Genomic DNA, 25395 nt, shown 5'->3' on the forward strand with positions numbered 1-25395 from the left:
TTCTTCCTTAAAATGTCACCGCAACACGCCAGTTAAGCGTCAGATGATCCGGCCCCAGCCAGTCGGGATAGGCGAGCGGCGTCCCTACTGTGATTTGACTTGCGAACCAGCGCCCGGCGCTGCTAAGCGATGCCGCCGTTCCCCACAGCGTGCCCGAGGCAAACTTGTCGAAGCGATCTTTTTCCAGCCAGCCGCCGTCCAGCGCGACGGTGGCGCTGATCTGCCCGAACACCGGCAGGGTAAACAGCGGGTAGTTGAGTTCGTTGCGCCAGTAGCCCCCGTTATCGCCGGAGAGATACTGCTCTTTAAAGCCGCGAACGGAGCTTTCGCCACCGAGGGTCAGCCGTTCGCTGCCATAGAGCCTGTCCGGCGACCACTGCCCGTACAGGCTGGTAAGCCACAGAAGATCATGGGTTACCGGACGCTGGAAACTGGCGTTCAGGTTCCATTTACGAAACTCCGCGCGCGGCACATCACCGATCTTCTCTTCATCGGTTTCAGCGTTAAACCACGGCATACCGTGGCTGTAACCGGGGTTAAAAGTGGCTACACCGCCGAACATTTTTTGCGTGTGGTTGATACCAAGCTGGAGGCTGGAGAGATTACGGGTACTGCTTTTCAGCGGCGCGTCGTTAAGCCAGTTACGGCTGGAGCGCTGGGTTACGCCCGCCGAGAGCGCGGTTTTGATATCGCCATTACGAAACACTACCCATGAACCATTCAGCCGATGGGTTTTGGTGTCACCCGTCGAAATCCATGGATAACCCTGATTCATAATGGTGGTGCGGTAGTTACTCCAGGCGTAGCTGTAATCCAGCAGGCCGTAGCCATAAGGCACGCTGACGCCGGTCTGGAAACTCTGTGCGTCGTATCCGGTGGCAAAGTCACTGCTGCGCCCGCCGCTGACAAACCATTTGTCGGCCAGCCCCAGCAGGTTATTTCCACTCAGTGAACCGTTTAACTGCTCCTCGCCAGTGCTCTTCTGCCCGCTATTATCCAGAGAGAAAGTGGCACTTAACGGAAATTCCGGCGTGGCGGTGAGGTTAACGATGGAATATCCCGGCTCGGTATCCGGCACTATTTCTATCTGCACAGGATTGCTGCGCAAACGGTTTATTTGCTCCATCCCCTGCTCAATATCACGCAGATTTAAAACCTTGCCTTCCAGACCGGGGAAAACCATTTTCAGCATGCGCGGCGATTCACCGTCGAGGCGGATATGGCTTAATTTCCCCTCCATTACCACCAGGCGTAATTCACCCTGCGACAGATCTTGCTCAGTAAGAAATGCGCGGCTGGTGATATAGCCACGGCTGATATACCAGTCAGAAATAGCGGTGGTTAATTGGGTGATTTTTGCCATATCCAGGCATTGATTCAGCCAGGGAGAGATCAGTTTCTGCTGCGCTTTCGCGCTGATAAGCGTGACGCCTGAAAGGGTGATGGTGTGGATGGTAAAACAGGGGCCCTGAGCTTTGCCGTCGGGCGTACGCACGTCCTGACGCGGCAGCGGCGTGCTTCGCTCCAGCTCATCGCGCTGCTGCTGGCTCTGGCGCAACAGCTGTTCCTGCTGTTGACGCACCGCATCCCGGTCAGCTGGCGATAATGGCGCAGCCTGTGCGGCAGAAATAAATAATATAAACAGCAAGAAATAACGCACTTTTCTCATCCCTGAAGAAAACATAGGTCACCCGACCAATATAATTTTGGTTAAGTTGCTTTTAATAATGATTTCTAAGTATTTTCTTATGGATTAATTAAAAAGGCAATACTCATCAGGGCAAATAGATAATGAGATTTTAAATTTAACTTTAGTTCAGGATATATTCTGGAGAAGGTTGAAGTATATCGCAGTGGCTTTGAAGATTAAGTGATACGCAGGGCTGGTTAATAAGATGGCATTAGCATTTTTGGTAATTGTTAGCATCGATTATTTGGCTACTTAAATTAGTAGGTTAATCGAGAAATATAGATATATCAAAGCAGGGATGGGGATAATAGCCACAGTCTATTATGTTGCCGGGTTCGCCGGGCGCTCTGGCTGATGTAAGCGCGGTGCTCTCTTCTGCCTGATTTGCGCTGCTCGCGCTCTTTGGCTAAATCAATGATACTGATGCCGACCATTACCACAGCCATGCAAAACTAAGGCCTTTACCAGACTATCGTCTGTTAAATCACTGTCTAATATGGAATGATTGGCAGACAATTTTAATAATAAAGGGAGTCAATTTTGCAGCATGAACTATGGTTAGAGCCAGACGGGTGCCAGACATTTTGCCTCAAAGGTGTTCACGGGAATGCCGCAAGATCGTTATTAGCGCCCGGCGCAGAGCTTGTATGGGTAGTTGAAGCTACAAGCTATTATGAAGCAATGACACTTTATTATAAATATATGGGCTGGGGGCAATATATGACCTCTTTTCCTGACCAGGATTGTAAGACTTATAGTGAGCTGGGTTGGGAGTAAACGCCTTTAAACTCCATGCCTGCTTTGCGATCCTACGCCACGCTGCACGGCTCAGCCGGAAAGCCGCATGAAGGCCAGCAACTCAGATGCTGAGAAAACGATGCCTAAAATTATTGATAAAAATTTAGTTATGTCTTCTGTACTGTCAGCGGTATTTGGCAGTTTATCTGGCTCATTATTTCTTTTGATCTATCTTTACTGGGCAAAAAATAACGATTCCGCTGAGGAATTTGTATCTGTCATTTTTGTCTATTTGTTTACCGTGATGATAAGTATTTACGGCACACTGGCAGGGACTTTTATAGTGGGTCTTCCGGTGGTGGTAATAACAAGGCGAATATACCCTGCACCTTCATTTAAGCGATGCTTTTTTATACTGTTCACTACGCTCTTCATATGGCTGGCTGTACTGGCATGGCCTGTCATCAGCATATTCGAAATTACTTACCACGAAATTCTGCTTTTAAGCCCTTATGTTCTTTGCTCAGTTGCTGCACTTACGTATCTGATTTACTGGAAAGGAAGCGAACGGCACAAATCAGGTTCTGCTTAGAAGGTTTGTACTAATAATCCAGGCTTCCTGCCGGGGAAGAGGAAATGGTCATGTGCGGGCTGGCTTCATCAGAACGAGTACTGACTGAGATCTAACTCGCCGCCCGGTTGCGACGAGATTCCGGCCCGATGAAAGCAGGATAACACCCTGCTTTTAACGGTTATTCCGGACGCGGGCTGGAACCTTACATGCTCGTTACCAGCTAATATTGTTACACTTCCTGAATGATTTAGTAGGAACGATTTTCATCATATGGTTTTTTGCCATGCACTGGTTAAAGATTTCAGACCTGAAACCTTCAACGTTTAAGCCCAACAGTGTGGAAGAACGTTTATCTGCATCGTTTTTGATGTAAGCCCCACAATACTCCTTGAAACTGTCAGGATTATCGCTGTGCGCCACTGACCATTTCAACTGTGATTCGGCTGACTCTTTCTTCGGCATTTTTGCATTCATCATTCCTGAAACTGCTCTGGAATAATGAGGATCGCTGAATATCTTTTCAACGAAGAGGCGGTTCCCGGTATCAAGATGACCTGCTTTGCACAACTGGATATAGGCCGATGAAAGGCGCTCCTTCTCCGCATCAGACTGGGTGTTACACTCCATAACGACCTGCTTATCACTCTTCAGAGGATTTTTTTTAGTTGACTCCCAGTAACTCTTATCGAATTGCTGGATCTCGCCTTTATGTGCGCCGAAAAGGCACAGTAGTTGGTAGTTGGAGGAACAACTGAGTAATAAAAATGACGCTGGTATCAGCACCAGACAGCGGTTGAACCGAAACGATAGCAGGTGCTTAATTTTCATTTGAGGGGGTTCCAGAAGTTTTATTGTTAAAGGGTCGCGATGTGCTGGAGTGAAGCACCGGCGTTACAACATAAAATCGACCGTAAACTGTGTATTAACGGCTCCAGTCTTCAAGCTCGAGTCCGGGAACGCGGGCAAACTCACGGGTATTGTTGGTCACCAGAATAGCGCCAGCCGCAATGGCGTGCCCTGCAATCGCCGTGTCATTTGGACCAATCGGTGTGCCAGCTGCGGCCAGAGCGACCTTAATTTCGGTCGTGGCATCCACTGCTGCACGATCCCAGGCGAGAACTGCATCAAGACGGGCGCAGAATGCGTCAACAAGCTTTGCGTGACGCGGTGAGGCTTTCTTGCCGACAGCACCAAAGCGCATCTCGGCATAGGTGATGGCCGATACCACGATGCGGTGGTTACGCAGAACGGTCTGCTCCAGGCGTTTCAGGACTGCCTCAGGCTGCTCGCGCATGATGAATGAGCAAATATTTGTGTCGAGCATATAAGTCTTGTTCACAGATCAAATCGTCCTTCATCGGTGACAACGTCCTCACGCTCCGCCATAAAGTCCGGATCGGCCTTCTCAAGTTGAGAGAAAGAGCCCCAAGTGGGGCGCACAGGGCGCAGAATGATGCTGTCTCCTTCACGAATGATCTCCAGTTCACTCACCCCTTCAAAATCCAGATCGCGGGGCAGGCGTATGGCACGGTTGTTGCCGTTTTTGAAAATAGATACGGTTCTCATAATTCACTCCCGAATACTATGGATATGTGGAACATATCAGGAACACTGACCCGGTACCGGGTGGTGTACATATGCCAAGTATATGCAAGCTCAATACATGTGTATAGGGTTTGCATATGTATATGCTCATCACATGGCAATGTAACGACACTTAACAGCATTGCGAAGAGTCGGTACAGGAGCTGTGGTGAGTTGCCGTACAAAGGAAATAAGCGGCAGGGAGTATGCCGAAATGGTCCGTCGCTGTGCGCAATTGGCACCTAATTACCGGACTGAGCATGCGAAACAAATCGACTCTATCCTTTGGTGATTGGGTCACAAATTTGTCCCACAGCGAAAATGAGAAAGGTACTAATGAGGCGTAACTTATTGAAGTGACTGGTGCGATAATAGGAGTGCAACACCATAGGCATTTACTTGATTTTTAATTAACTTTATTCATTTAAACTTCTAATATCCCCCCAAAAGTACCCCCACATTGCCTACTAAGAACATGGTCAAAAAATCATCCCTTTTTTTATTCTTTAGGTACTGAGCATATGATAACCAAGGTGTTAAATTTAACGCACGAAATGAAGATAAGTTATAAATTAATAAAGAGGGTTCACAATAGAACCCTCTAATATTTAGAAGTACAAACTAAAGCTCAGTATCGAACAACATTTCGTACACTGATTCCCTAAATCGTACTTGAATCATTTTTCGCGCATCAGTGAGGTTCACATCGCTGAGCGGATAATAGGAATATAAAGCCTCTTCAAGCATATTGATGCATTTTTCATAGCTCCAATCTTCTCTGACTTTATGCATGTAAATTATATAGAAAATCTTCTGTTCTATTTTCTGTATACTATCGGTTGAAGATGAATAAGCCTTCTTGATTTCGTAATAACTTTCCACTAGCTGTGGTGCATTTGAAAAATTAAAATTATCCTCGCTAAAAATACTATCGTAGTATTTCCCAAAAATATGTTGCTTTTGGTTTGAAGATTTTTCAGGAAAACCTTGATAAGCGAAAAGTATCTGACCGAACTGCTCCATACTAATTTTGTATCGGTATTCTTTTTCGTCATGAATCCCGGTATCGCCATTTTTCCTAGAATAAATAATACCATGCTCATCCAGTAGTTGTTCTAATTGTATTTGCAATGTACTTAAAGATTTCAAGTCTACATTAGAAATAGAGTTTTGACTGTTTGTGTATTCCGCTATTTTATTTGCAGTTTCGTTATTGGACGCATTGAATATCCGAACAAGAAGTTCGCCTTTTGAAATATATTCTGTAATATTTGATTTATCCACCGCATTAAAATCATGAAGTGTTCTAAGTGTTTGCCCACCATTTAAGACCTGGATTCCAGACAAACTAATTCTAACTTTTCTGTGACCATTTACTGGGTGAGCTTTAATATCATTAGATACTATCGTTAAACCATTGTTATACATGAATAATTTATTCGGTTCTTCACGTAACGTTTTGGCTATGCCTGCATTATAGCGCGAGCGTTGAACAAACCCCCTGACGTTATCGAAAAGAACCCCAAAATCTATTTTTTCGTTTGCCAATAATTCAAAGTTCTCACAATTGTGATCTCCGCGTAAATCAGCATTGCGACAAGTAATTCTTATTACATCGGCAGCATTTAGTCTGATAACATACGATTTAGATGTCGAAATTGAACTCTCTGAATAAGACATTAGAGAATCATTGTCGATAATCAATTCCGCATTAATTGGAGCGGGGCGTATTGACATAATACTTGTTATATGTGGAAGGCATATAGATATTACTTCCATGTCATATACATTTTTCAGTTGTTGGATAGCACTTTCATCATGTTCTATAGGCAAAGCTTCATTGCTCACCATATATAAAGAAAGTTTCCATACTTCATTCCCATTGAGTAATTCATTTATTTTTGTCACATACAACGCCAACTTGCCTTCTAATCCATCGACACTTTCATTCATAATACAATTCACAAGTTTTGTTGATACAAAAGCCTCATTGAAACTTTGCTTCTGATCAACTTTGAATCGTTCTCTGAATTTAAAGTTAAATAACTTGATTTCCTTATCTTCACTATCTATAAATATCGCGTCAATACCATGGTCATCATTTCGGTTACCATATAAATATGAGTTATATTCAGTATCTGTAATGTAATCACTAATTCGATCTATATCTTTTTCATTACATAATGATTCAAGCATGAAGAGATAAAAACCAAACCTTTGTTGTAACTTAAGTTCATTCACCTCTTGAACAAATTGGTTAGTTTTACTGAATAAATCAAAGTATTTTTGGCATTTAATATTAAGCAATTTAAAATCATTAATACTTACATGCGACATCGTACAGTCCTTTTAAACAGATGATTTCTATCCATTATGCCTTACAGGACTGAGTTCTGCTTGTGATCTCCCGCTCGTTAAATCAAATATTGTAGGTTATATTGATACTGTTTTAAGCAACTGTAACTTAGAGCGCGTTCTGCCAAAAATCCCCACTGGCGCTGCCGGTGGGTGACAACTTTTGACAACTCAATCTGAACGCCAGCGTCCGGGCAAACCAGAACAGCGATCTGAAAGAGGCTCGAGGATGCGCCCTTAGTAAGGCGTCCGCCAACTCCTGATGCTTTCCACTGTGCATCGACAGCAGCATTTTTTCCTGGCTGCGGCGATCCAGTCGTGCGAATGCCTGGCGCATTTCGCTGTCACGCATGAATCCCTGAACATTATCCGATGCCAGTGGTTTAACCGGTACCAGTTTGTTCTTCAGGCACCGCCTCTAGACCGAACAGCAAATAAGCCCATAAGTAAGTCCCCCCAAACGACCGTAGATCTCAGCGAACTTTGGTAGACGTAGAAATACTAAAAGGGGGCTGTAAAGCGCGGAGCATACAGTCCTTCAATGGACAGAGTGCGCATAACTCCAGGTTATGTGGCTTCAGGAAATGGGCGGATGGGAGTCGATCGAAGTGGTTCGTCGGTATGCATACCTGGCGGAGAATGGCACAAATATGGCACAAGGCGCTTTTGCTGAACTGGTGAATATTGCGTGAAGCCGCGTGGTTGTTGGTGCCGATAATAGGAGTCGAACCTACGACCTTCGCATTACGAATGCGCTGCTCTACCAACTGAGCTATATCGGCCCTGCGAGGTGTCCACGAGCGTGAATCACGGGTTAGAAGGTTAAAACTAAGCGGGTGATGCGTCAATGCCCCTGTGAATCAAACGGCTACTTTTGCATCACCCGACTTTATTTACGCACGAATGGTATCGTCACCAAAACCGATCCACTTATAAGTGGTCAGTGCTTCGAGGCCCATCGGGCCGCGCGCGTGCAGCTTCTGCGTGCTGACCGCTACTTCCGCGCCGAGGCCAAACTGGCCGCCGTCGGTAAAGCGCGTCGAGGCGTTCACATACACCGCTGAGGAGTCGACCTCGTTGATAAAGCGGTTGGCGTTGCGCAGGGTGCGGGTAAGGATCGCATCGGAGTGCTGCGTGCCGTGCTGGCGAATATGATCGATCGCATCATCGAGATCGGCGACGATCTTCACATTCAGATCCAGCGACAGAAACTCATCGTCATACTGCTCCGCTTTTACCGCTTCAACCTTCGCCGGGCCGCTTTGCAACAGGGCGAGCGACTGCTCGTCCGCATGCAGCGTCACGCCGCTCTCCGCCATCTGCTGGCTGAGCGCCGGTAAAAAGGTACCGGCAATGCCCTGATGCACCAGCAGCGTCTCGACGGTGTTGCAGGTGCTCGGACGCTGGGTTTTGGCGTTGACGATAATCTTCAGCGCCGGGGCGATCTCTGCCGTCTCGTCGACCAGGATATGGCAGACGCCGATACCGCCGGTGATAACCGGGATGGTCGACTGCTCGCGGCAGAGCTTATGCAGCCCTGCCCCGCCGCGCGGGATCAGCATGTCGATGTACTTATCCATACGCAGCATCTCGTTGACCAGCGCGCGATCCGGGCTCTCAATCGCCTGTACCGCACCCGCCGGTAAACCGCACTCCTCCAGCGCCTGCTGAATCACTTTTACCGTCGCGGCGTTGGTGCGCCATGTCTCCTTCCCGCCGCGCAGGATCGCGGCGTTGCCGGTTTTCAGGCACAGAGAGGCGACATCCACGGTAACGTTCGGGCGCGCTTCATAAATCACGCCAATCACGCCGAGCGGCACGCGGCGGCGCTCGATGCGCAGACCGCTGTCCAGCACGCCGCCATCGATCACCTGGCCGACCGGATCGGCAAGTTTGCACACCTGCCGCACATCGCCGGCAATGCTTTTTAAGCGCGCCGGGTTGAGTGCCAGGCGGTCGAGCAGCGCCTCGCTAAGACCATTGTCGCGCGCTTCCTGCAGATCCTGCTCGTTAGCCAGCAAAATCGCCTCGGACTGCGCCTCTAAATAGTCGGCAATCTTCTCCAGCACGCGGTTTTTTTCCTGGCTTGTGAGCAACGCCAGCTTGTACGACGCAGCTTTCGCCGCGATGCCCATCTGTTCCAGCATACTTCTGCTCCTTAACGGGTGATCATATCGTCGCGGTGCACCGCGACAGGGCCATACTCATAGCCCAGAATCTCATCAATCTGCTGCGAGTGGTGGCCGGCAATCCGGCGCAGCGCATCGCTGTTGTAACGGCTTACGCCGTGGGCGATATCGCGCCCCTGCAGATTACAAATGCGGATCACTTCCCCACGGGAGAAGTTGCCTGTCACGCTTTTAATCCCTTTCGGCAGCAGCGAACTGCCGCGCTCAAGAATAGCGGCGGTGGCCCCTTCATCAACGGAGATCTCACCGGCAGGCGGTGCGCCGAAGATCCAGCGTTTACGGTTCTCCAGCGGCGAAGTCTGGGCATGAAAACGCGTGCCGACCGGCGTGCCGCTCACCACATCGGCAATCACACCGGGCTTGCCGCCTGCGGCAATGATCGTCTCGATACCGGCGCGGCAGGCAACGTCGGCAGCCTGTAACTTGGTGCCCATGCCGCCGGTGCCGAGGCCGGAAACGCTGTCGCCCGCAATAGCGCGCAGCGCGTCATCAATGCCGTAGACATCTTTAATCAGCTCCGCCTGCGGGTTGTTGCGCGGATCGGCGGTAAACAGCCCCTGTTGATCGGTCAGCAAAAGCAGCTTATCGGCTCCGGCCAGAATCGCCGCCAGCGCCGAGAGGTTATCGTTGTCGCCAACTTTAATCTCCGTGGTCGCCACGGCGTCGTTCTCGTTAATCACCGGCACGATGTTGTTATCAAGCAGCGCGCGCAGCGTGTCGCGGGCGTTGAGGAAGCGCTCGCGGTCTTCCATATCGGCGCGGGTCAGCAACATCTGACCAATATGAATACCGTAAATGGAGAAGAGCTGCTCCCAGAGCTGAATCAAACGGCTCTGGCCGACAGCTGCCAGCAGCTGTTTTGAGGCGATGGTGGCGGGCAGTTCCGGGTAGCCCAGGTGCTCACGCCCGGCGGCGATAGCGCCGGAGGTAACAATTACAATGCGATGCCCGGCGGCGTGCTGCTGCGCGCACTGGCGCACCAGCTCCACAATATGGGCGCGGTTCAGGCGACGGGAACCGCCTGTTAAAACACTGGTGCCGAGTTTTACCACCAGCGTCTGGCTGTCACTCATGATTCTCTGCCGTTTTTAGAAAAAATAAGAAGTTTATTAGTAATCAGACGTTGTAACAGGAGTGAGCGCGCTTGCCAACCGCCAGCGTGAATCGACCACTTTTTTGTTGCGCGGGATCAGCAAGCGTAGCGGCAGAGTTTGACAATTTTATGGCAAACACAAAAAAACATAACTTTTTCAAATTACTCTTACTTTGTCATAAATGTTTCATTTCAGAGCGTTACAACCCTTCCTGTTTTTCACGGGGCGAGAGCCCAGCGAATAGTGGCGCGTTAGTTCAATCAGGAATTCAAAATGAAAAAGAGCACTCTGGCATTAATGGTACTGGGCGTTGTTGCATCGGCTTCTTCTGTTCACGCGGCGGAAGTCTATAACAAGAATGGCAACAAACTGGACGTGTACGGCAAAGTGAAAGCCATGCACTACTTCAGTGATGACAACAACAACGACGGTGACAAAACCTACGTGCGTTTCGGCTTCAAAGGTGAAACCCAGATTAACGACCAGCTGACCGGTTTCGGCCGTTGGGAATCTGAATTCGCCGGTAACAACGACGAAACTACCTCGGGCCAGAAAACCCGTCTGGCCTTTGCCGGTCTGAAAATCAAAGATTTTGGTTCTATCGATTACGGTCGTAACCTCGGCGTGCTCTACGACGTGGCTTCCGTGACCGATATGTTCCCGGAGTTCGGCGGCGACTCGCTGGCCCGTACCGATAACTTTATGACCAAGCGCACCACTGGCGTGGCAACCTACCGCAACACCGACTTCTTCGGCATGGTGGATGGCCTGGACATGACCCTGCAATACCAGGGTAAAAACGAAAACGGCCGTAACAGCATCATCAAGCAGAACGGCGACGGCTGGGGCACCTCTCTGGCCTACGATTTCGGCGGCAGCCCGGTCACGATTATTGGTGCTTACGCCAACTCTGACCGTACCAACGCACAGAACACCGCGCTGGCGCTGGGCCGTGGTCAGAATGCCGAAGCCTGGGCGACCGGCGTGAAATATGACGCCAATAACGTTTACCTGGCGACCTTCTACTCCGTCTCATACAACATGACGCCGGTCTCCTCTTCGCTGGGCTTTGCCAACAAAGCGCAGAACTTTGAAGCCGTCGCGCAGTACCAGTTCGACTTCGGCCTGCGTCCGTCCGTTGGCTACGTGCTGACCAAAGGCAAAGATATGGAAAACGGTATCGGCGACGAAGATCTGGTGAACTACATCGACGTTGGCGCCACTTACTACTTCAACAAAAACTTCTCGGCGATGGTCGATTACAAAATCAACCAGATCAAAGACGACAACAAACTGGGCATTGCTGACGACGACATCGTTGCCGTTGGCGTGACCTACCAGTTCTAAACCCTGTAGTGACCCTCGTTATATGAAATGCCCTCGGTTGAGGGCATTTTTTTCCCGTCAGATGGGAGAAAGCAGGTTAATACCTGTTCATGCCCGGCGTGCGAAGAGCAGCCGGGCATTTTTTATCGGGGGCGTTATGCGGGGAGTTTTAACTTCTCTTTGAAGTCATCGGCAGGTTCAAGCTTCAGCTCAAGGGAGGCTAAGAGCGTACGCGCGCGCTCGTGGAAGTCGCGCAGCGTTTTTTCCAGACGGTCGACCACTTCCTGGTCTTTGATAGCGGTGGGTTTCCAGTGCCCCTCTTTGTCGAAGAGCCCAAAGTGGTAGCGATAGGTAAAGCGCTTCTCCTGCGCCTCCATTTCCATCCACCATCCCCAAAACTCGCGTTTTTCCGGCGCGGGTTTCACATTCACGCAAACTGCCAGGCAATCAAAGAAAAAACGGTTTTCTTCGCACTGCTCTTCGCGGATATAAGGTCCTAGCGCAGTAAACTTTTTAATCAACCTGCTTCTCGGATGTCCACTTGGTAACGTCATTGCGATCTCCTTTTGTGATGCAACTGTTTTACCAAATCAATGGAAATTCTCAAAGTATTAACCGAACTGATGGTTGATCCAGTCAACAATCTTTCTCAGCGCAGCGTCAAAATTGCGATAAACCGGGTTAAACGGGATGTCGAGCAGCTTTCCATTGCTGGATGAAGAGGTGATTAAGCGCGACTCCGCCTCCGGGCTGAAGGGATCGTTTTGCCAGAAACCGGAGAGCATCGGCGTCGGACAGCGGCGGCCGAGTAACCCCTGCGTTTTTAATGAGTAGCGGTTAAGTTCAACGCGCAGCGCCTCATCGGAAGCGTCATGCATGCCTAAGCGGCTGGCGAGCACATCGAGATACATCTCCGGCACATCGCCCTGGCGCAGCGGCTCGCTGAGCAGGGAATGCACCACCGGCCCGAGGCAGGCCACCGCTTTCAGGCGCGACGCCTCAAGATAGGCTAGCCGCACCGCCACGTTGGCACCAAAGCGGAAACCAAATGCTGCCACGCGGGTGTGATCGATCCACGGAATGTTCGGCAATGCCTGGAGCGCATGCTGATGCAGCAGGCTGGAGTCCTGGGTCAGCTTCCATTTAGTAGAGAAGCCCACCGAGGGCATATCGAGCGTCAGCATGGCAATGCCTTTCGGGGCCAGGTAGCGCTCATAGAGGGTGTAGTAATCGATCTGCAAGCCATCCAGCCCGCCGCACATCAGCACCGTCGGGAAGGGGCCTTCGCCTTCCGGCATATGCAGAAAGCCGGTGACCGGCGCGCCGCCGGGAATGGCGAACTCCAGCTCTTTAATGCTGCCCGGCAGGCGCTGCGCGGCCTCTTCATAGGCGCGGTTAGCCAGCGCCTGCGCCTGCTCGGCCAGGCTATCGCCTTTAATATGTGGATAGGCCGCGATGCTATATAAGTTGGAGGCGTGCAGCCAGTGGCGACCGCTCAGCGCGCTGTCCGTCTCCTGCATCGCTTTTTGCTGCCAGCTCATCGCCTGCGCGGACCATTCGTAGATCCAGTTGCCGTTGCGGTAGCCGACCACCGTATCGAGCAGTTCCGCGTCGGTGCGCTCGGCCTGGCTCATCACAATGCGCGCCTGCACTTCGAGGATCTCGCGCGCGTCGATACCGCGCCAGATCCACATCAGCCGGTTGATCATCCGGTACCACTGCGGCACGTTTTTGCCATCCAGCGCAGACTGCACGGGCGGCTGCACGCCAGGGTTAAAGCGGCGCACCAGCGTCGAGGTCTCAGGGTATTTAAAGCGGGGTTTGAACAGCGTTTCGCTAAGATTTGACTGGGGCATGGCGCGCAGCTCCTTAAAATTCACCGGAGGGCATTGTAACCCGTGACGCGCCAAAAAGAACAACGCCCGGCAGAACCGGGCGTGTGTACAACAGGAGGGATTAACGGCCGCTAATTGGCGGAACGAAGGCTACGCCCATATCCCACGGCTGTTCAATCCAGGTATCCTGCGGGATATCAATCACATAATCGTTCACCAGCGGGCGACCGGCCGGCTTGGCGAAGATAGTGACAAAATGTGCTTTCGGGTACATTTCGCGGATCGCTACGGCGGTGCCGCCGGTATCCACCAGATCGTCAATCACGATAAAGCCTTCGCCGTCGCCTTCCGCGCGCTTCAGCACTTTCAGTTCGCGCTGGTTGTCGTGGTCATAGCTGGAGATACAAACGGTATCGACATGACGAATACCCAGTTCACGCGCCAGCAGCGCGCCTGGAACCAGACCGCCACGGCTTACGGCGATAATGCCTTTCCACTGTTCTGAAGGCATTAAACGGGCAGCAAGTTTGCGGGCGTGAATCTGCAACATGTCCCAGGTGACGACGTATTTTTCGCTCATGTGAAGTGTCCCAGCCTGTGTTTTACGGCTTAAAAAGTGTTCGAGGGGGAAATAGGTTGCGCGAGATTATAGAGATCTGACGCGCTAAAAACCAGTCTTACCCGGCATCGCCGCCGCTTTTTCCCCAATCCCGTGCTCGCGCTGTCGCCATAAAGTGGTATTCTCAACCGCATCTCGCAAGAGGGTCTTGCGATTCGTTTATCTAACCCGCGACCTGCACGCAACCTGTTCGCAGGCGCTTTTAAGGAGACTCATCGTGTCTGAACTGTCTCAACTATCTCCGCAGCCGCTGTGGGATATTTTTGCCAAAATCTGCTCTATTCCGCACCCGTCTTACCATGAAGAACAGCTCGCCGAACACATTATGGGCTGGGCGAAAGAGCAAGGCCTGCACGCAGAGCGCGACCAGGTGGGCAATATCCTGATCCGCAAACCGGCCACCGCCGGGATGGAAAACCGCAAGCCGGTCGTGCTGCAGGCGCACCTCGATATGGTGCCGCAGAAGAACAACGACACAGAACACGACTTCACCAAAGACCCGATTCGCCCCTATGTTGACGGCGAGTGGGTAAAAGCGCGCGGCACCACGCTTGGCGCGGATAACGGCATCGGTATGGCCTCTGCGCTGGCGGTGCTGGCAGATTCCACCGTGCAACATGGCCCGCTGGAAGTGCTGCTGACCATGACCGAAGAAGCGGGCATGGATGGCGCATTCGGTCTGCAACCCAACTGGCTGCAGGCGGATATCCTGATCAACACCGACTCTGAAGAAGAGGGTGAGATCTATATGGGCTGCGCGGGCGGTATCGATTTCATCACCACCCTGCCCCTGACCCGCGAAGCGGTGCCTGCTGGTTTTGAGACCGTCAAACTGACGCTGAAAGGGCTGAAAGGCGGCCACTCCGGTGCCGATATCCATTTAGGTCTGGGCAACGCCAACAAACTGCTGGCGCGCTTCCTGGCGGCCCATGCTGCCGAGCTGGATCTGCGCCTGCTCGACTTCACCGGCGGTACGCTGCGTAACGCCATTCCGCGCGAAGCGTTCGCCGTGATCGCCCTGCCGGCCGATAAAGCCGCCCAGCTGAAATCCCTGGCAGATGAATACCAGGCGATCCTGAAAAACGAGCTGGAAGCGAAAGAGAAGAATCTGGTGGTGCTGGTCGATAGCGTAAGCAGCGACAAAGCGGCGCTGACCGCGCAGTCGCGCGATGCATTTGTCCGCCTGCTGAACGCCACGCCGAACGGCGTGATCCGCAACTCCGACGTAGCCAAAGGCGTGGTGGAAACCTCGCTGAACGTCGGCGTAGTCACGTTGCAGGATGAGAGCGCGGAGATCATCTGCCTGATCCGCTCGCTGGTTGATAGCGGTAAAGATTACGTAGTAAGCATGCTGGAATCGCTGGGCGCGCTGGCCGGTGCGAAAACCGCGCCGAAGGGCGGTTACCCGGGCTGGCAGCCGGATGCCCAGTCGCCGGTGATGGCGCTGGTGCGTGAAACCTATCAGCGTCTGTTCAACAAGATGCCGAACATTCAGATCATCCACGCGGGTCTGGAGTGTGGTCTGTTCAAAAAACCCTATCCGGAGATGGATATGGTGTCGATTGGGCCGACCATTACCGGCCCGCACTCGCCGGATGAGCAAGTGCATATCGAAAGCGTTGGCCAATACTGGATCCTGCTGACCGAGCTGCTGAAATCTATCCCGGCTAAATAAGCCTGCTGTCCGCGCCGCCAGGCGCGGACATTTTCCTTCCTTTACTGCGCCTTAAACCTTGGCCCCTTAAAGGTGCGCACCGGGTTGCCGCGCTCTATCTGATGATGAAACAGCCTGCGTTCCGACTTCAGCGCCGCGCGCTCGTCATCCTGCGCCTGCTCCAGACGGTGTGAAATCAGCAGCATCGCCAGCCGCTTATTCGCATGCTGGCTGCGCTCCGACTGCACTTTTACGCTAATGCCGGTGGCAATATGCGTGGCGCGCACGGCGGAATCGGTTTTATTCACGTGCTGGCCGCCCGGCCCGGATGAGCGCAGCGTCTCAAAGCGAATGGCGCTATCCTGCAACGCCGACTGCGGAATAAACTCCGCCACGCCGATAAACCAGTTCTTCCGTGCATGATTGGCGCGATAGGGGCTCGGGCAGATCCACTGCACCGTGCCGCACCAGCGCGCACTCAGCGCCTGCGCGTTTTCGCCATCGAGTGAGACCAGCACCGAGCGGTAGGCGCCCGGCTGGCGCGCCGCTTCCGTTTCGATCACTGCCAGCGACACCTTTTGCGCCTCAGCCTCTTCAGTCAGCCGCGCTAACGCTTTACCCACCGCCAGGCAGCACTCATCAGGCCCCTGCGCGGAGGAGAGTTGCAACAGTCTCATTCGCCCGCCCCTCCGCTCACTTTCAGGGTTAACACCGGGCGCAAGCGCGCAACCGGCGTCACCAGATCGGCATCGACCAGGCACTCAAGCACGCTCTCAACGGACTTATAGGCCTGCGGCGCTTCTTCATAGATCAGCTGACGATCGCGGCAAATCACCCGGCTGCCGAGCGGCGTGCGCGCCAGCTGTGCCGGGGTGAATTTCCCGGACAGGCGACCTTTGCACTCGGTGCGCATCCATTTGCGTCCTGCGCCGTGCGCCAGCGAATAGAGGCTCACCTCGCTCACTTTCGGCATTACCAGCCAGCTGTGATCGCCGCGTGAACCGGGGATCACCACCAGGCCCTGCCCGTCCGGCGTCGCCCCTTTGCGATGCAGCCAACCCGCTTCACCGCCCACGGTGCAGGCTTCAACAAAGTTGTGCGCCACATCGAGCAGCGCTTCGCCATCGGCGTTGAGATGATCGAGAATGCGCCGCGCAATCAGCGCCCGGTTGATGCGGGCAAAGTTGAGCGCGTCATCGTGCTCGGCAAGATAGTGGCGAGCCGCGTCGCTCCCCTCCACCAGCCCGGCGTGCGAGAAGGCGTCGACGTGGCGGCGCAAAATCTGCTGCCCCAGCCCGCGTGAACCGCTGTGAGCCAGTAACAACAGGCGCTGCTCATCGAGGCCGCTTTGCGCAAACAGCGCCGCATCGGTCACGCTATCGACCTGTTGCAGCTCGGCAAAGTGATTCCCGCCACCAATCGATCCCAGCGCGGCGCGCCAGGGGTGGTTTTGCCACGCATCCGGCACCGCTTCATCCAGCCAGTCGGCAGAGGCGCTATCGCCCAGCGCGCTGAGGCGTTTTTCGACCTTATCGGCGTTATATTTGCGCCGTACCAGGTCGGTCTGCCACAGCGCCATGCCGCAGCCGATATCGTTCCCGACCAGCGCCGGGTAGAAACGCCCGGTGGAGAAAAAGGCCGCGCCAATCGGGTAGCCGCGACCGGGGTGAAGATCCGGCATGCCGACGACGCGCGTCATACCCGGCAGTGCCGCAGTGGTGTGTAATTGTTGGATCGCTGAACCTTCGATCCACAGGTTTTCCGACGCAATATAGGAGATCGCGTCTGAGATATGACAAACAGAGTTGCCCATATACCAATCCATATGTAGAGAAATAAAAGGAATTGGCAGACGAAACCAGGGGCAAGTTTTGGAGAAATTAAGCCTGGAGAGGTCTGCAAAGAGAAATCAGGGCATGGTGTGTCATGGTGAACCTCCTTTGCAGTTAACAGGGAATGAATAAACGCCGGGGATGATAGAGAAGCGGGCGGGAAATTACCAGCGCAAATTCTGGTAGGGTTACAGCCCGAGCACCAGCTGGCGCTCAAGCTGCGGGTCGAGCAGCGTGACATGCAGGCCGACAAGACGGACGCCGCGCCCGCCGCGTCGCTCATTCCACGCCTGACGCGCGGTGGCGAGCAGATCCTCTTTATTCAGACACGGCCAGACATGCTCCTGGGTGGTCTGCTGAAAGTCGTTGAACTTCAGTTTCACCCCCTGGCGGGCGATGCGCAGATCCGGTTTTACCACCGAAAGCCGCCGCTCAAGCTCCGGGTAGAGCCGCTCGATAATCGCCTCGCACTCCTCCCACTGATGAATATCCTCCACCAGCGTGCGCTCGACGCCGACCGATTTTCGCAGCCGCTCGCTGCTGATCTCCCGCTCATCGATCCCCTGGCTGCGCTCCCATAACACGCGGCCAAACTTGCCAAACCGCTTAAGCAGCATGGCGAGATCGCTCCTCTGCACATCTTCACAGGTGCGCAGCCCCAGGGTCTCCAGCTTGGCCGCTGAGACTTTGCCGACGCCGGGAATTTTGCTTAGCGGCAGCGTGCGCAGAAAGGCAGGCACTTCCGCCGGGGTAATCACATATTGCCCGTCGGGCTTGTTGAGATCGGAGGCGATTTTAGCGAGGAACTTCACCGGCGCGATGCCCGCCGAGGCGGTAAGTTGCGTCTCATTAAAGATGGTTTGGCGGATCTCCTGCGCCATCAGCGTCGCGGAGCCGTAGCAGTGCGGACTGTCGGTAACATCGAGATAGGCTTCATCCAGCGACAGGGGTTCAATCAGTGAGGTGTAGCGCGAGAAGATGTCGCGGATCTGGCGGGAGGCTTCTTTATATGCGTCGAAACGGCCGGGTAACAGCGTGAGGTGCGGGCAGAGTTTCAGCGCCATCCCGGTCGGCATCGCGCTGCGCACGCCATATTTACGCGCCGGGTAGTTGGCGGTGCTGATGACGCCACGCTGCACGCGGCTGCCGCCAATGGCAATCGGAATGTCGCGCAGCGCCGGGTTGTCGCGCATCTCTACCGCCGCGAAAAAGCAGTCCATATCGACATGTATGATTTTGCGCATGCGTACACCCTCACAGAACACTGGATAAGTATACAGCACGTTTCAGGCAAATGAGAAGCCAGCCGAGAAACCGCCGAAAAGAGGGCAATCTGCTGTTTAATTCTCAGCATTTACTTTCATAATAGCCGTCGCCAAATCGCGCAGGTGGTTGAAAGGCAAAACAGAACACTTTTTGCGCGATGGCGAAAAGACAACCAACAGGATCGACGGGCGCGGAATCACCGCTATTCGGGGCTTGCGAAAAAATGTCGGAGTGCTAAGGTTAGCGCTCAAAACAGAATTGTCCGAATTCTGGGCATCTTTTGCCGTTCTGGCAAAGTCGTATCCGTTTTATCAAGGAAACACGTTGTATGCGCAAAATCGCATTGTTCATTGCGATGCTTCTGATCCCGTGCGTCTCCTTTGCTGGCCTGGTCGGCAGCAACAGTGCCACTAAGCCGGTAAGCAAAGATTTTAAACAGCAGTTGATGGGGTCGCCGGTCTATATTCAGATCTTCAAAGAAGAGCGCACCCTTGATCTCTACGTCAAGATGGGCGAACAGTATCAGCTGCTCGACAGCTATAAAATCTGCAACTACTCCGGCGGCCTTGGGCCTAAACGCCGTCAGGGCGATTTTAAAAGCCCGGAGGGGTTCTATTCGGTACAGCGCAGCCAGCTCAAGCCGGACAGCCGTTTCTATAAGGCTATCAATATTGGCTTTCCGAACAACTTTGACCGCGCCCACGGTTATGAAGGCAAATACCTGATGATTCACGGTGCCTGCGTCTCCATCGGCTGCTATGCCATGACGGATACCGGCATTGATGAGATCTTCCAGTTTGTTACCGCAGCGCTGATTTTTGGCCAGCCGAGCGTGCAGGTGAATATCTATCCGTTCCGCATGACCGATGCGAATATGCAGCGTCACAAATATTCGACCTACGCGGATTTCTGGAAGCAGTTGAAGCCGGGGTATGACTACTTCGCGGCCACCCACCAGCCGCCGATTGTTGCGGTCGTGGATGGACGCTACGTGGTCAGCAAGCCGCTGGCTACATCCGTGCAGCCGCAGCTGGCGTCAAACTATACGCTCACCGAGGCAAAATAACGCCCACTCGCCTGGCATAATCTTGTGCCAGGTTTCGTTCGCCGTTAACGGCTGCGTCGCAATCACGGTGACCACATCATTCGGTGTGGTCTCACGCTGAAAATCGATCTCCACATCCTGATCCAGCAGCTTCGCCACGCCAAACGGCGCGCGCCGGGTAATGCAGAAGAGATTGGTGGAGCAGAACGCCATCACATAGCGCCCGTCCGACAGCAGCATGTTGAACACGCCCTTCTCACGCAGTTCCAGCGCCAGCGTCGCAATGTACTTAAACACTGCCCCCATATTGCCCGGCGTACGCGGGTAGCGCTGCGTCAGCTTGTGCAGCATCCAGCAGAAGGCTTTTTCGCTGTCCGTTTCACCGACCGGGCGGAAGTTGCCGGTCTGCAAAGATTTATAGCCCGTAAGCTGGCCGTTGTGGGCATAGGTCCAGTTACGGCCCCACAGTTCACGGGTAAAGGGATGGGTATTTTCCAGCGCCACTTCACCGCGGTTCGCCTGGCGAATATGGGCAATCACCGAGCAGGATTTAATCGGGTACTCCTGCACCAGCTTAGCGACGGGCGAGTTGTAGCTTGGTTGCGGATCTTTGAAGGTGCGACAGCCTTTGCCTTCGTAGAAGGTGATACCCCAGCCATCTTTATGCGGTCCGGTTCCCCCACCGCGCTGGACGAGACCGGTAAAACTAAAGCAGATATCGGTCGGCACATTAGCGCTCATCCCGAGCAGTTCGCACATAGTCACCTCCACAACCGCCTCAATCTGAGAAGGCGTTATTGTTGCAGCCCGTCAGATACGGGCAGCGCCGCGATTAACTGCGATGTCACGCAGGAACGTTGAGCACTGCCCAGGCTGAACAGGGCAAAGAAAAAGCCTGCTTTACGCCTTAACCATCTCTTTTTCGATCAGCTGAATCAGGATATGGATCACTTTGATATGGATCTCCTGAATACGATCGGCATAACCAAAGTGCGGAACGCGAATTTCGATATCCGCGGTGCCGGCCATTTTGCCGCCATCTTTACCGGTCAGGGTGATCACTTTCATCCCCTTCTCACGCGCCGCGGCAATCGCTTTGATCACGTTGCCAGAGTTACCGGAGGTGGAGATCCCCAGCAGCACGTCGCCCTCGCGGCCAACGGCTTCCACATAGCGGGAGAATACATAGTCGTAACCGAAGTCGTTGCTGACGCAGGAGATATGGCTGACGTCAGAGATGGCGATCGCCGGGTAGCCAGGACGGTTTTCACGGTAGCGCCCGGTTAACTCCTCCGCGAAGTGCATCGCATCGCAGTGCGAGCCGCCGTTACCGCAGGACAACACTTTGCCACCGGCTTTAAAGCTGTCGGCCAGCAGCACCGCCGCGCGCTGAATAGCGTGAATATTGGCTTCATCTTTCAAGAAATTCGCCAGCGTTTCCGCCGCTTCGTTCAGTTCGTTACGAATAAGATCCTGGTACATGAGGATATCCTTCAGCATAAATGTAAATAACACTGCGCAGTGTACCGGATAGGCTTTCAGCCGAGAAGCTAAAGCCGCCGCTCCCGCCGCCGTTTTCATTTTCCGTGCGCAAAACGACCTCAACAATGTGAACCAGGTTGTAATTATTTTGTAAACACATTGCTAAAAGAAATGACATCCACTACAAACAATACATCACAAGTGGTCAGACCTCCTACAAGAAGGGAGCTTTTCGTTATGATGATTTTGAGTATTGTCGCAACGCTCGTTCTGCTCGGTGTGCTGTTCTATCACCGCGTTAATCTGCTGCTGAGCAGCGTGATCCTGCTGGCATGGACCGCAGCCCTTGGGCTGGCGGGCATCTGGTCTCTCTGGATGCTGGTGCCGGTGGCACTTATCCTCCTGCCATTGAACTTCACGCCGATGCGTAAATCCTTTATCTCCGCGCCGGTGTTCCGCGGTTTCCGCAAAGTGATGCCGCCGATGTCGCGCACGGAAAAAGAGGCCATCGACGCAGGTACAACCTGGTGGGAAGGCGATCTGTTTCGCGGTAACCCGGACTGGAAAAAGCTGCACAACTACCCGCAGCCGCGCCTGACCGCAGAAGAGCAGGCCTTTATTGACGGCCCGGTTGAAGAGGCGTGCCGCATGGCGAACGACTTCCAGATCACCCATGAGATGGCCGATCTGCCGCCGGAGCTGTGGGCTTATCTTAAAGAGCACCGCTTCTTCGCAATGATTATCAAAAAAGAGTACGGCGGGCTGGAGTTCTCTGCTTACGCGCAATCTCGCGTACTGCAAAAACTCTCCGGCGTCTCCGGCATTCTGTCGATCACCGTCGGCGTGCCGAACTCCTTAGGCCCGGGCGAACTGCTGCAACACTACGGCACACAGGAGCAGAAAGATCACTACCTGCCGCGTCTGGCGCGTGGGCAAGAGATCCCCTGCTTTGCGCTGACCAGCCCGGAAGCGGGTTCCGATGCGGGTGCCATTCCCGATACCGGCGTGGTCTGCATGGGCGAGTGGCAGGGCGAGCAGGTGCTCGGCATGCGTCTCACCTGGAACAAGCGCTACATTACGCTGGCACCAATTGCCACCGTGCTTGGCCTGGCGTTTAAACTCTCCGACCCGGACAAACTGCTGGGCGGTGCAGAAGAGCTGGGCATTACCTGTGCGCTGATCCCGACCTCGACACCGGGCGTGGAGATTGGTCGTCGTCACTTCCCGCTTAACGTTCCGTTCCAGAACGGCCCGACGCGTGGGAAAGATATCTTTGTACCGATTGATTACATCATCGGCGGCCCGAAAATGGCCGGTCAGGGCTGGCGTATGCTGGTTGAGTGTCTCTCCGTCGGTCGCGGCATCACCCTGCCCTCCAACTCGACGGGCGGCGTGAAATCGGTCGCGCTGGGTATTGGTGCTTACGCCCATATTCGCCGTCAGTTCAAAGTGGCGATTGGCAAGATGGAAGGTATCGAAGAGCCGTTGGCGCGTATTGCCGGTAACGCCTATGTGATGGACGCTGCGGCGTCGCTGATCACCTACGGCATTATGCTCGGCGAAAAACCGGCGGTGCTGTCAGCGATTGTGAAATATCACTGTACCCACCGTGGTCAGCAGGCAATCATTGATGCAATGGATATTGCCGGCGGTAAAGGCATTATGCTCGGCGAAGGTAACTTCCTCGCCCGTGCTTACCAGGGTGCGCCGATCGCCATCACCGTTGAGGGCGCTAACATCCTCACCCGTACGATGATGATCTTCGGTCAGGGGGCGATTCGCTGCCACCCGTATGTGCTGGAAGAGATGGCCGCCGCGCAGAACAACGACGTTGATGCATTCGATAAGCTGCTGTTTAAACATATCGGCCATGTCGGCAGTAATGAGATGCGCAGCCTGTGGCTCGGCCTGACGCGCGGTTTAACCAGCGCCTCACCGACCGGGGATGCCACTAAGCGTTACTACCAACACCTGAACCGCCTGAGTGCCAACCTGGCGCTGCTGTCGGATATCTCAATGGCGGTGCTCGGCGGCAGCCTGAAACGCCGCGAACGCATCTCCGCCCGTCTGGGTGATGTGTTAAGCCAGCTGTTCCTCGCCTCGGCGGTGCTAAAGCGCTATGACGATGAAGGTCGCCAGGAAGCGGATCTGCCGCTGGTGCACTGGGGCGTGCAGGATGCGCTCTATCAGGCTGAGCAAGCGATGGTCGACCTGCTGGAGAACTTCCCGAACCGTCTCGTGGCGGGCATGCTGAGCTTTGTCATCTTCCCGACCGGTCGCCACTATCGTGCGCCGTCCGACAGGCTTGATCATAAAGTGGCGAAGATCCTGCAAACGCCAAATGCTACCCGTTCGCGCATCGGTCGCGGTCAATACCTGACCCCGAGCGAGCACAACCCGGTCGGGCTGCTGGAAGAGGCGCTGGTGGATGTGATGGCCGCCGACCCGATCCATCAGCGCATCTGTAAATCGCTGGGTAAAAACCTGCCGTTTACCCGCCTGGACGATCTGGCTAACCAGGCGCTGGCAAGCGGGCTGATTAACCAGGATGAAGCGGCGCTGCTGATTAAAGCGGAAGCGAGCCGTCTGCGCACCATCAACGTTGATGACTTTGAGCCGGATGCGCTGGCGACACAACCGGTGATCCACACGCCGGAAAAGCTGCGTAAGCCCGAAGCCGCCTAAGCGCCTGACGGCTCCCCTCCTCCTTCGACAAAACCCGCAACCCTGCGGGTTTTTTTCGTTTTTTAGCGTGCTACAGTGTGCCGATGCTGTCTGAAGGGGAGTCGCAATTGTGCCTGGATTAAAAATTACGCTGTTACAACAACCGCTGGCGTGGATGGATGGCCCGGCGAACCTGCGCCATTTTGATGTGCAACTGGAAGGGATTAGCGGGCGCGATGTGATTGTCCTGCCGGAGATGTTTACCACCGGCTTTGCGATGGAAGCCGCCACGCGGTCGTTATCGCAGGAAGAAGTGATTAGCTGGATGCGCGACAAGGCGCGGCAGACTAACGCCCTGATCGCTGGCAGCGCGGCGCTGCAAACGGATCGCGGGGCGGTGAACCGCTTTTTGCTGGTCGAGCCGCAGGGCGAAGTGCATTTTTACGATAAGCGCCATCTTTTCCGCATGGCGGATGAGCATCACCACTATCAGCCGGGCGAGACACGCGTGATATTCGAGTGGCGCGGCTGGCGCATTATGCCGCTGGTCTGCTATGACCTGCGTTTTCCGGTCTGGTCGCGCAACCGCGATGAGTACGATCTGCTGCTCTATGTCGCTAACTGGCCTGCGCCGCGCTCCCTGCACTGGCAGTCGCTGCTGCTGGCCCGCGCGATTGAGAACCAGGCCTGGGTAGCAGGCTGTAACCGCGTTGGCAGCGACGGGAATGGTCACCACTATCGCGGCGACAGCCGGGTGATTAGCCCGCAAGGGGAGATCGTCGCCAGCGCTGACGCGCACCTGGCAACACGCATTGACGCCGAGATGTCACTCACCGCGCTGAAAGAGTACCGCACCCAGTTCCCCGCCTGGCAGGATGCCGATCCCTTTACTCTGGAATAATTCGTAGGCCGGATAAGGCGCAGCCGCCATCCGGCAATGAGCCACAATGAAAATGCCGGATGGCGCGTACGCTTATCCGGCCTACACGGTTCCAGCGGCTTCGTTACCGTAGGCCGGATAAGGCATAGCCGCCATCCGGCAATCGGTGCCGCGGAGAGAATGCCGGATGGCGCGTACGCTTATCCGGCCTACACGGTTCCAGCGACTTCGTTACCGTAGGCCGGATAAGGCATAGCCGCCATCCGGCAATCGGTGCCGCGGAGAGAATGCCGGATGGCGCGTACGCTTATCCGGCCTACGCGGTTTCAGCAGCAACGGTTTTTTATTCGATACCTATCTTACAGCGGCGGTGTTGACCCCCGCTGAAATCGGCGAACCGAAGCGTGAATGACAAGGTCTGGACGCCAGGGATGGCGGACAGAGGCGAACCGAGACAGGATGTCGAGTCGAGCCGGCCGCAGTCAGGTACGCGGGAGGTGAGCGCAGTGCGCAGCACCGATTTCCTTGCGGGGCCGCGGGGATTGACAAGGGGAGCGCGGCCGCTTCC

The 25395-nt window shown here is 54.0% G+C and carries 22 protein-coding genes and 1 tRNA gene; 6 read left to right on the forward strand and 17 right to left on the reverse strand.

What is annotated here, in order from left to right; genetic code table 11:
• Positions 1-7: 7 nt before the first annotated feature.
• Positions 8-1669 carry a ShlB/FhaC/HecB family hemolysin secretion/activation protein gene (locus EH164_RS17610; protein WP_124971553.1) on the reverse strand — a complete coding sequence of 554 codons (1662 nt, stop codon included), beginning with the start codon at positions 1667-1669 and terminating at the stop codon, positions 8-10.
• Positions 1670-2534: 865 nt separating this feature from the next.
• On the opposite strand from EH164_RS17610, the gene EH164_RS17620 reads away from it, so the two are divergent.
• Positions 2535-3020, forward strand: a complete 486-nt coding sequence (locus EH164_RS17620) for a hypothetical protein (RefSeq protein ID WP_241174977.1) — start codon at positions 2535-2537, stop codon at positions 3018-3020.
• 195 nt (positions 3021-3215) lie between these two features.
• On the opposite strand, the gene EH164_RS17625 is transcribed toward EH164_RS17620, so the two are convergent.
• The 8 genes from EH164_RS17625 to proB form a co-directional block, all read right to left on the reverse strand.
• The gene (locus EH164_RS17625; RefSeq protein ID WP_124969573.1) at positions 3216-3830 is read right to left on the reverse strand and encodes a hypothetical protein; all 615 of its coding nucleotides are present in this window, start codon (positions 3828-3830) and stop codon (positions 3216-3218) included.
• 94 nt (positions 3831-3924) lie between these two features.
• Positions 3925-4341, reverse strand: a complete 417-nt coding sequence (locus tag EH164_RS17630) for a type II toxin-antitoxin system VapC family toxin (protein WP_076769435.1) — start codon at positions 4339-4341, stop codon at positions 3925-3927.
• Entirely contained in the window at positions 4338-4568 is a 231-nt protein-coding gene (gene vapB / locus EH164_RS17635; RefSeq protein ID WP_042715980.1) for a type II toxin-antitoxin system VapB family antitoxin, read from the reverse strand. The genes EH164_RS17630 and vapB overlap by 4 nt, the downstream gene beginning before the upstream one ends.
• Positions 4569-5207: 639 nt before the next feature.
• Positions 5208-6923, reverse strand: a complete 1716-nt coding sequence (locus EH164_RS17645; protein WP_124969577.1) for an AIPR family protein — start codon at positions 6921-6923, stop codon at positions 5208-5210.
• A 127-nt stretch (positions 6924-7050) separates the two neighbouring features.
• Positions 7051-7293 carry a hypothetical protein gene (locus tag EH164_RS22820; RefSeq protein WP_241174978.1) on the reverse strand — a complete coding sequence of 81 codons (243 nt, stop codon included), beginning with the start codon at positions 7291-7293 and terminating at the stop codon, positions 7051-7053.
• Positions 7294-7647: 354 nt separating this feature from the next.
• A tRNA-Thr gene (locus EH164_RS17660) sits at positions 7648-7723 on the reverse strand.
• Between the two features lie 111 nt (positions 7724-7834).
• Positions 7835-9088, reverse strand: a complete 1254-nt coding sequence (gene proA / locus EH164_RS17665; protein WP_124969579.1) for a glutamate-5-semialdehyde dehydrogenase — start codon at positions 9086-9088, stop codon at positions 7835-7837.
• Between the two features lie 11 nt (positions 9089-9099).
• On the reverse strand, positions 9100-10203 hold the full coding sequence (proB, locus tag EH164_RS17670) for a glutamate 5-kinase (RefSeq protein WP_023479003.1): 1104 nt from the start codon (positions 10201-10203) through the stop codon (positions 9100-9102).
• A gap of 294 nt (positions 10204-10497) precedes the next feature.
• On the opposite strand from proB, the gene phoE reads away from it, so the two are divergent.
• Positions 10498-11571: a phosphoporin PhoE gene (phoE, locus tag EH164_RS17680; protein ID WP_042715969.1), complete on the forward strand. Its 1074-nt coding sequence runs from the start codon at positions 10498-10500 to the stop codon at positions 11569-11571.
• Positions 11572-11705: 134 nt separating this feature from the next.
• Here phoE and crl read toward each other — a convergent pair whose 3' ends face one another.
• The 3 genes from crl to gpt form a co-directional block, all read right to left on the reverse strand.
• The gene (gene crl, locus EH164_RS17685) at positions 11706-12104 is read right to left on the reverse strand and encodes a sigma factor-binding protein Crl (protein ID WP_023479000.1); all 399 of its coding nucleotides are present in this window, start codon (positions 12102-12104) and stop codon (positions 11706-11708) included.
• Positions 12105-12161: 57 nt separating this feature from the next.
• On the reverse strand, positions 12162-13406 hold the full coding sequence (frsA, locus tag EH164_RS17690; protein WP_124969581.1) for an esterase FrsA: 1245 nt from the start codon (positions 13404-13406) through the stop codon (positions 12162-12164).
• A gap of 100 nt (positions 13407-13506) precedes the next feature.
• Complete coding sequence (gene gpt / locus EH164_RS17695; RefSeq protein WP_023478997.1) at positions 13507-13965, reverse strand: xanthine phosphoribosyltransferase; 459 nt, start codon at positions 13963-13965, stop codon at positions 13507-13509.
• Between the two features lie 256 nt (positions 13966-14221).
• On the opposite strand from gpt, the gene pepD reads away from it, so the two are divergent.
• Positions 14222-15679, forward strand: coding sequence for a cytosol nonspecific dipeptidase (gene pepD, locus EH164_RS17700; RefSeq protein WP_124969583.1), 1458 nt, complete (start codon positions 14222-14224; stop codon positions 15677-15679).
• A gap of 41 nt (positions 15680-15720) precedes the next feature.
• Here pepD and prfH read toward each other — a convergent pair whose 3' ends face one another.
• The 3 genes from prfH to dinB all read right to left on the reverse strand — a co-directional run bounded on the left by prfH (position 15721) and on the right by dinB (position 18734).
• Complete coding sequence (prfH, locus tag EH164_RS17705) at positions 15721-16335, reverse strand: peptide chain release factor H (RefSeq protein WP_124969585.1); 615 nt, start codon at positions 16333-16335, stop codon at positions 15721-15723.
• Positions 16332-17471, reverse strand: coding sequence for an RNA ligase RtcB family protein (locus EH164_RS17710; RefSeq protein ID WP_124969587.1), 1140 nt, complete (start codon positions 17469-17471; stop codon positions 16332-16334). The genes prfH and EH164_RS17710 overlap by 4 nt, the downstream gene beginning before the upstream one ends.
• A gap of 207 nt (positions 17472-17678) precedes the next feature.
• Positions 17679-18734, reverse strand: coding sequence for a DNA polymerase IV (gene dinB / locus EH164_RS17715; protein WP_124969589.1), 1056 nt, complete (start codon positions 18732-18734; stop codon positions 17679-17681).
• Positions 18735-19084: 350 nt separating this feature from the next.
• Here dinB and dpaA point away from each other — a divergent pair, with 350 nt between their 5' ends.
• Positions 19085-19822, forward strand: a complete 738-nt coding sequence (gene dpaA, locus EH164_RS17720; protein ID WP_023479016.1) for a peptidoglycan meso-diaminopimelic acid protein amidase — start codon at positions 19085-19087, stop codon at positions 19820-19822.
• On the opposite strand, the gene EH164_RS17725 is transcribed toward dpaA, so the two are convergent.
• Together EH164_RS17725 and lpcA are read right to left on the reverse strand one after the other, a co-directional pair.
• Positions 19793-20560: a class II glutamine amidotransferase gene (locus EH164_RS17725; RefSeq protein WP_023478998.1), complete on the reverse strand. Its 768-nt coding sequence runs from the start codon at positions 20558-20560 to the stop codon at positions 19793-19795. The genes dpaA and EH164_RS17725 overlap by 30 nt on opposite strands.
• Before the next feature lie 141 nt (positions 20561-20701).
• A complete protein-coding gene (gene lpcA / locus EH164_RS17730) occupies positions 20702-21283 on the reverse strand; it encodes a D-sedoheptulose 7-phosphate isomerase (RefSeq protein WP_023479022.1) in 582 nt (193 codons plus the stop codon).
• 237 nt (positions 21284-21520) lie between these two features.
• Between lpcA and fadE the strand changes: the two genes are divergently transcribed.
• Positions 21521-23968 (forward strand): acyl-CoA dehydrogenase FadE, encoded by a 2448-nt coding sequence (gene fadE / locus EH164_RS17735; RefSeq protein WP_124969591.1) that lies wholly within the window; start codon positions 21521-21523, stop codon positions 23966-23968.
• Positions 23969-24077: 109 nt separating this feature from the next.
• On the forward strand, positions 24078-24848 hold the full coding sequence (locus EH164_RS17740) for an amidohydrolase (protein WP_094419436.1): 771 nt from the start codon (positions 24078-24080) through the stop codon (positions 24846-24848).
• The last annotated feature ends 547 nt before the right edge of the window (positions 24849-25395 follow it).

Source organism: Kosakonia sp. CCTCC M2018092, from assembly GCF_003864115.1.
Lineage (GTDB): Bacteria > Pseudomonadota > Gammaproteobacteria > Enterobacterales > Enterobacteriaceae > Kosakonia > Kosakonia cowanii.

What these genes read in the sequence shown, in the direction of transcription:
- EH164_RS17645 (WP_124969577.1), bottom strand. Translation starts at nt 6,923, where the DNA reads ATGTCGCATGTAAGTATTAATGATTTTAAATTGCTTAATATTAAATGC.
- EH164_RS17710 (WP_124969587.1), bottom strand. Translation starts at nt 17,471, where the DNA reads ATGGGCAACTCTGTTTGTCATATCTCAGACGCGATCTCCTATATTGCG.
- dinB (WP_124969589.1), bottom strand. Translation starts at nt 18,734, where the DNA reads ATGCGCAAAATCATACATGTCGATATGGACTGCTTTTTCGCGGCGGTA.
- proA (WP_124969579.1), bottom strand. Translation starts at nt 9,088, where the DNA reads ATGCTGGAACAGATGGGCATCGCGGCGAAAGCTGCGTCGTACAAGCTG.
- lpcA (WP_023479022.1), bottom strand. Translation starts at nt 21,283, where the DNA reads ATGTACCAGGATCTTATTCGTAACGAACTGAACGAAGCGGCGGAAACG.
- EH164_RS17725 (WP_023478998.1), bottom strand. Translation starts at nt 20,560, where the DNA reads ATGTGCGAACTGCTCGGGATGAGCGCTAATGTGCCGACCGATATCTGC.
- proB (WP_023479003.1), bottom strand. Translation starts at nt 10,203, where the DNA reads ATGAGTGACAGCCAGACGCTGGTGGTAAAACTCGGCACCAGTGTTTTA.
- gpt (WP_023478997.1), bottom strand. Translation starts at nt 13,965, where the DNA reads ATGAGCGAAAAATACGTCGTCACCTGGGACATGTTGCAGATTCACGCC.
- EH164_RS17625 (WP_124969573.1), bottom strand. Translation starts at nt 3,830, where the DNA reads ATGAAAATTAAGCACCTGCTATCGTTTCGGTTCAACCGCTGTCTGGTG.
- EH164_RS17610 (WP_124971553.1), bottom strand. Translation starts at nt 1,669, where the DNA reads ATGAGAAAAGTGCGTTATTTCTTGCTGTTTATATTATTTATTTCTGCC.
- fadE (WP_124969591.1), top strand. Translation starts at nt 21,521, where the DNA reads ATGATGATTTTGAGTATTGTCGCAACGCTCGTTCTGCTCGGTGTGCTG.
- prfH (WP_124969585.1), bottom strand. Translation starts at nt 16,335, where the DNA reads ATGAGACTGTTGCAACTCTCCTCCGCGCAGGGGCCTGATGAGTGCTGC.
- frsA (WP_124969581.1), bottom strand. Translation starts at nt 13,406, where the DNA reads ATGCCCCAGTCAAATCTTAGCGAAACGCTGTTCAAACCCCGCTTTAAA.
- dpaA (WP_023479016.1), top strand. Translation starts at nt 19,085, where the DNA reads ATGCGCAAAATCGCATTGTTCATTGCGATGCTTCTGATCCCGTGCGTC.
- EH164_RS17620 (WP_241174977.1), top strand. Translation starts at nt 2,535, where the DNA reads ATGAAGGCCAGCAACTCAGATGCTGAGAAAACGATGCCTAAAATTATT.
- EH164_RS22820 (WP_241174978.1), bottom strand. Translation starts at nt 7,293, where the DNA reads ATGCGTGACAGCGAAATGCGCCAGGCATTCGCACGACTGGATCGCCGC.
- phoE (WP_042715969.1), top strand. Translation starts at nt 10,498, where the DNA reads ATGAAAAAGAGCACTCTGGCATTAATGGTACTGGGCGTTGTTGCATCG.
- crl (WP_023479000.1), bottom strand. Translation starts at nt 12,104, where the DNA reads ATGACGTTACCAAGTGGACATCCGAGAAGCAGGTTGATTAAAAAGTTT.
- vapB (WP_042715980.1), bottom strand. Translation starts at nt 4,568, where the DNA reads ATGAGAACCGTATCTATTTTCAAAAACGGCAACAACCGTGCCATACGC.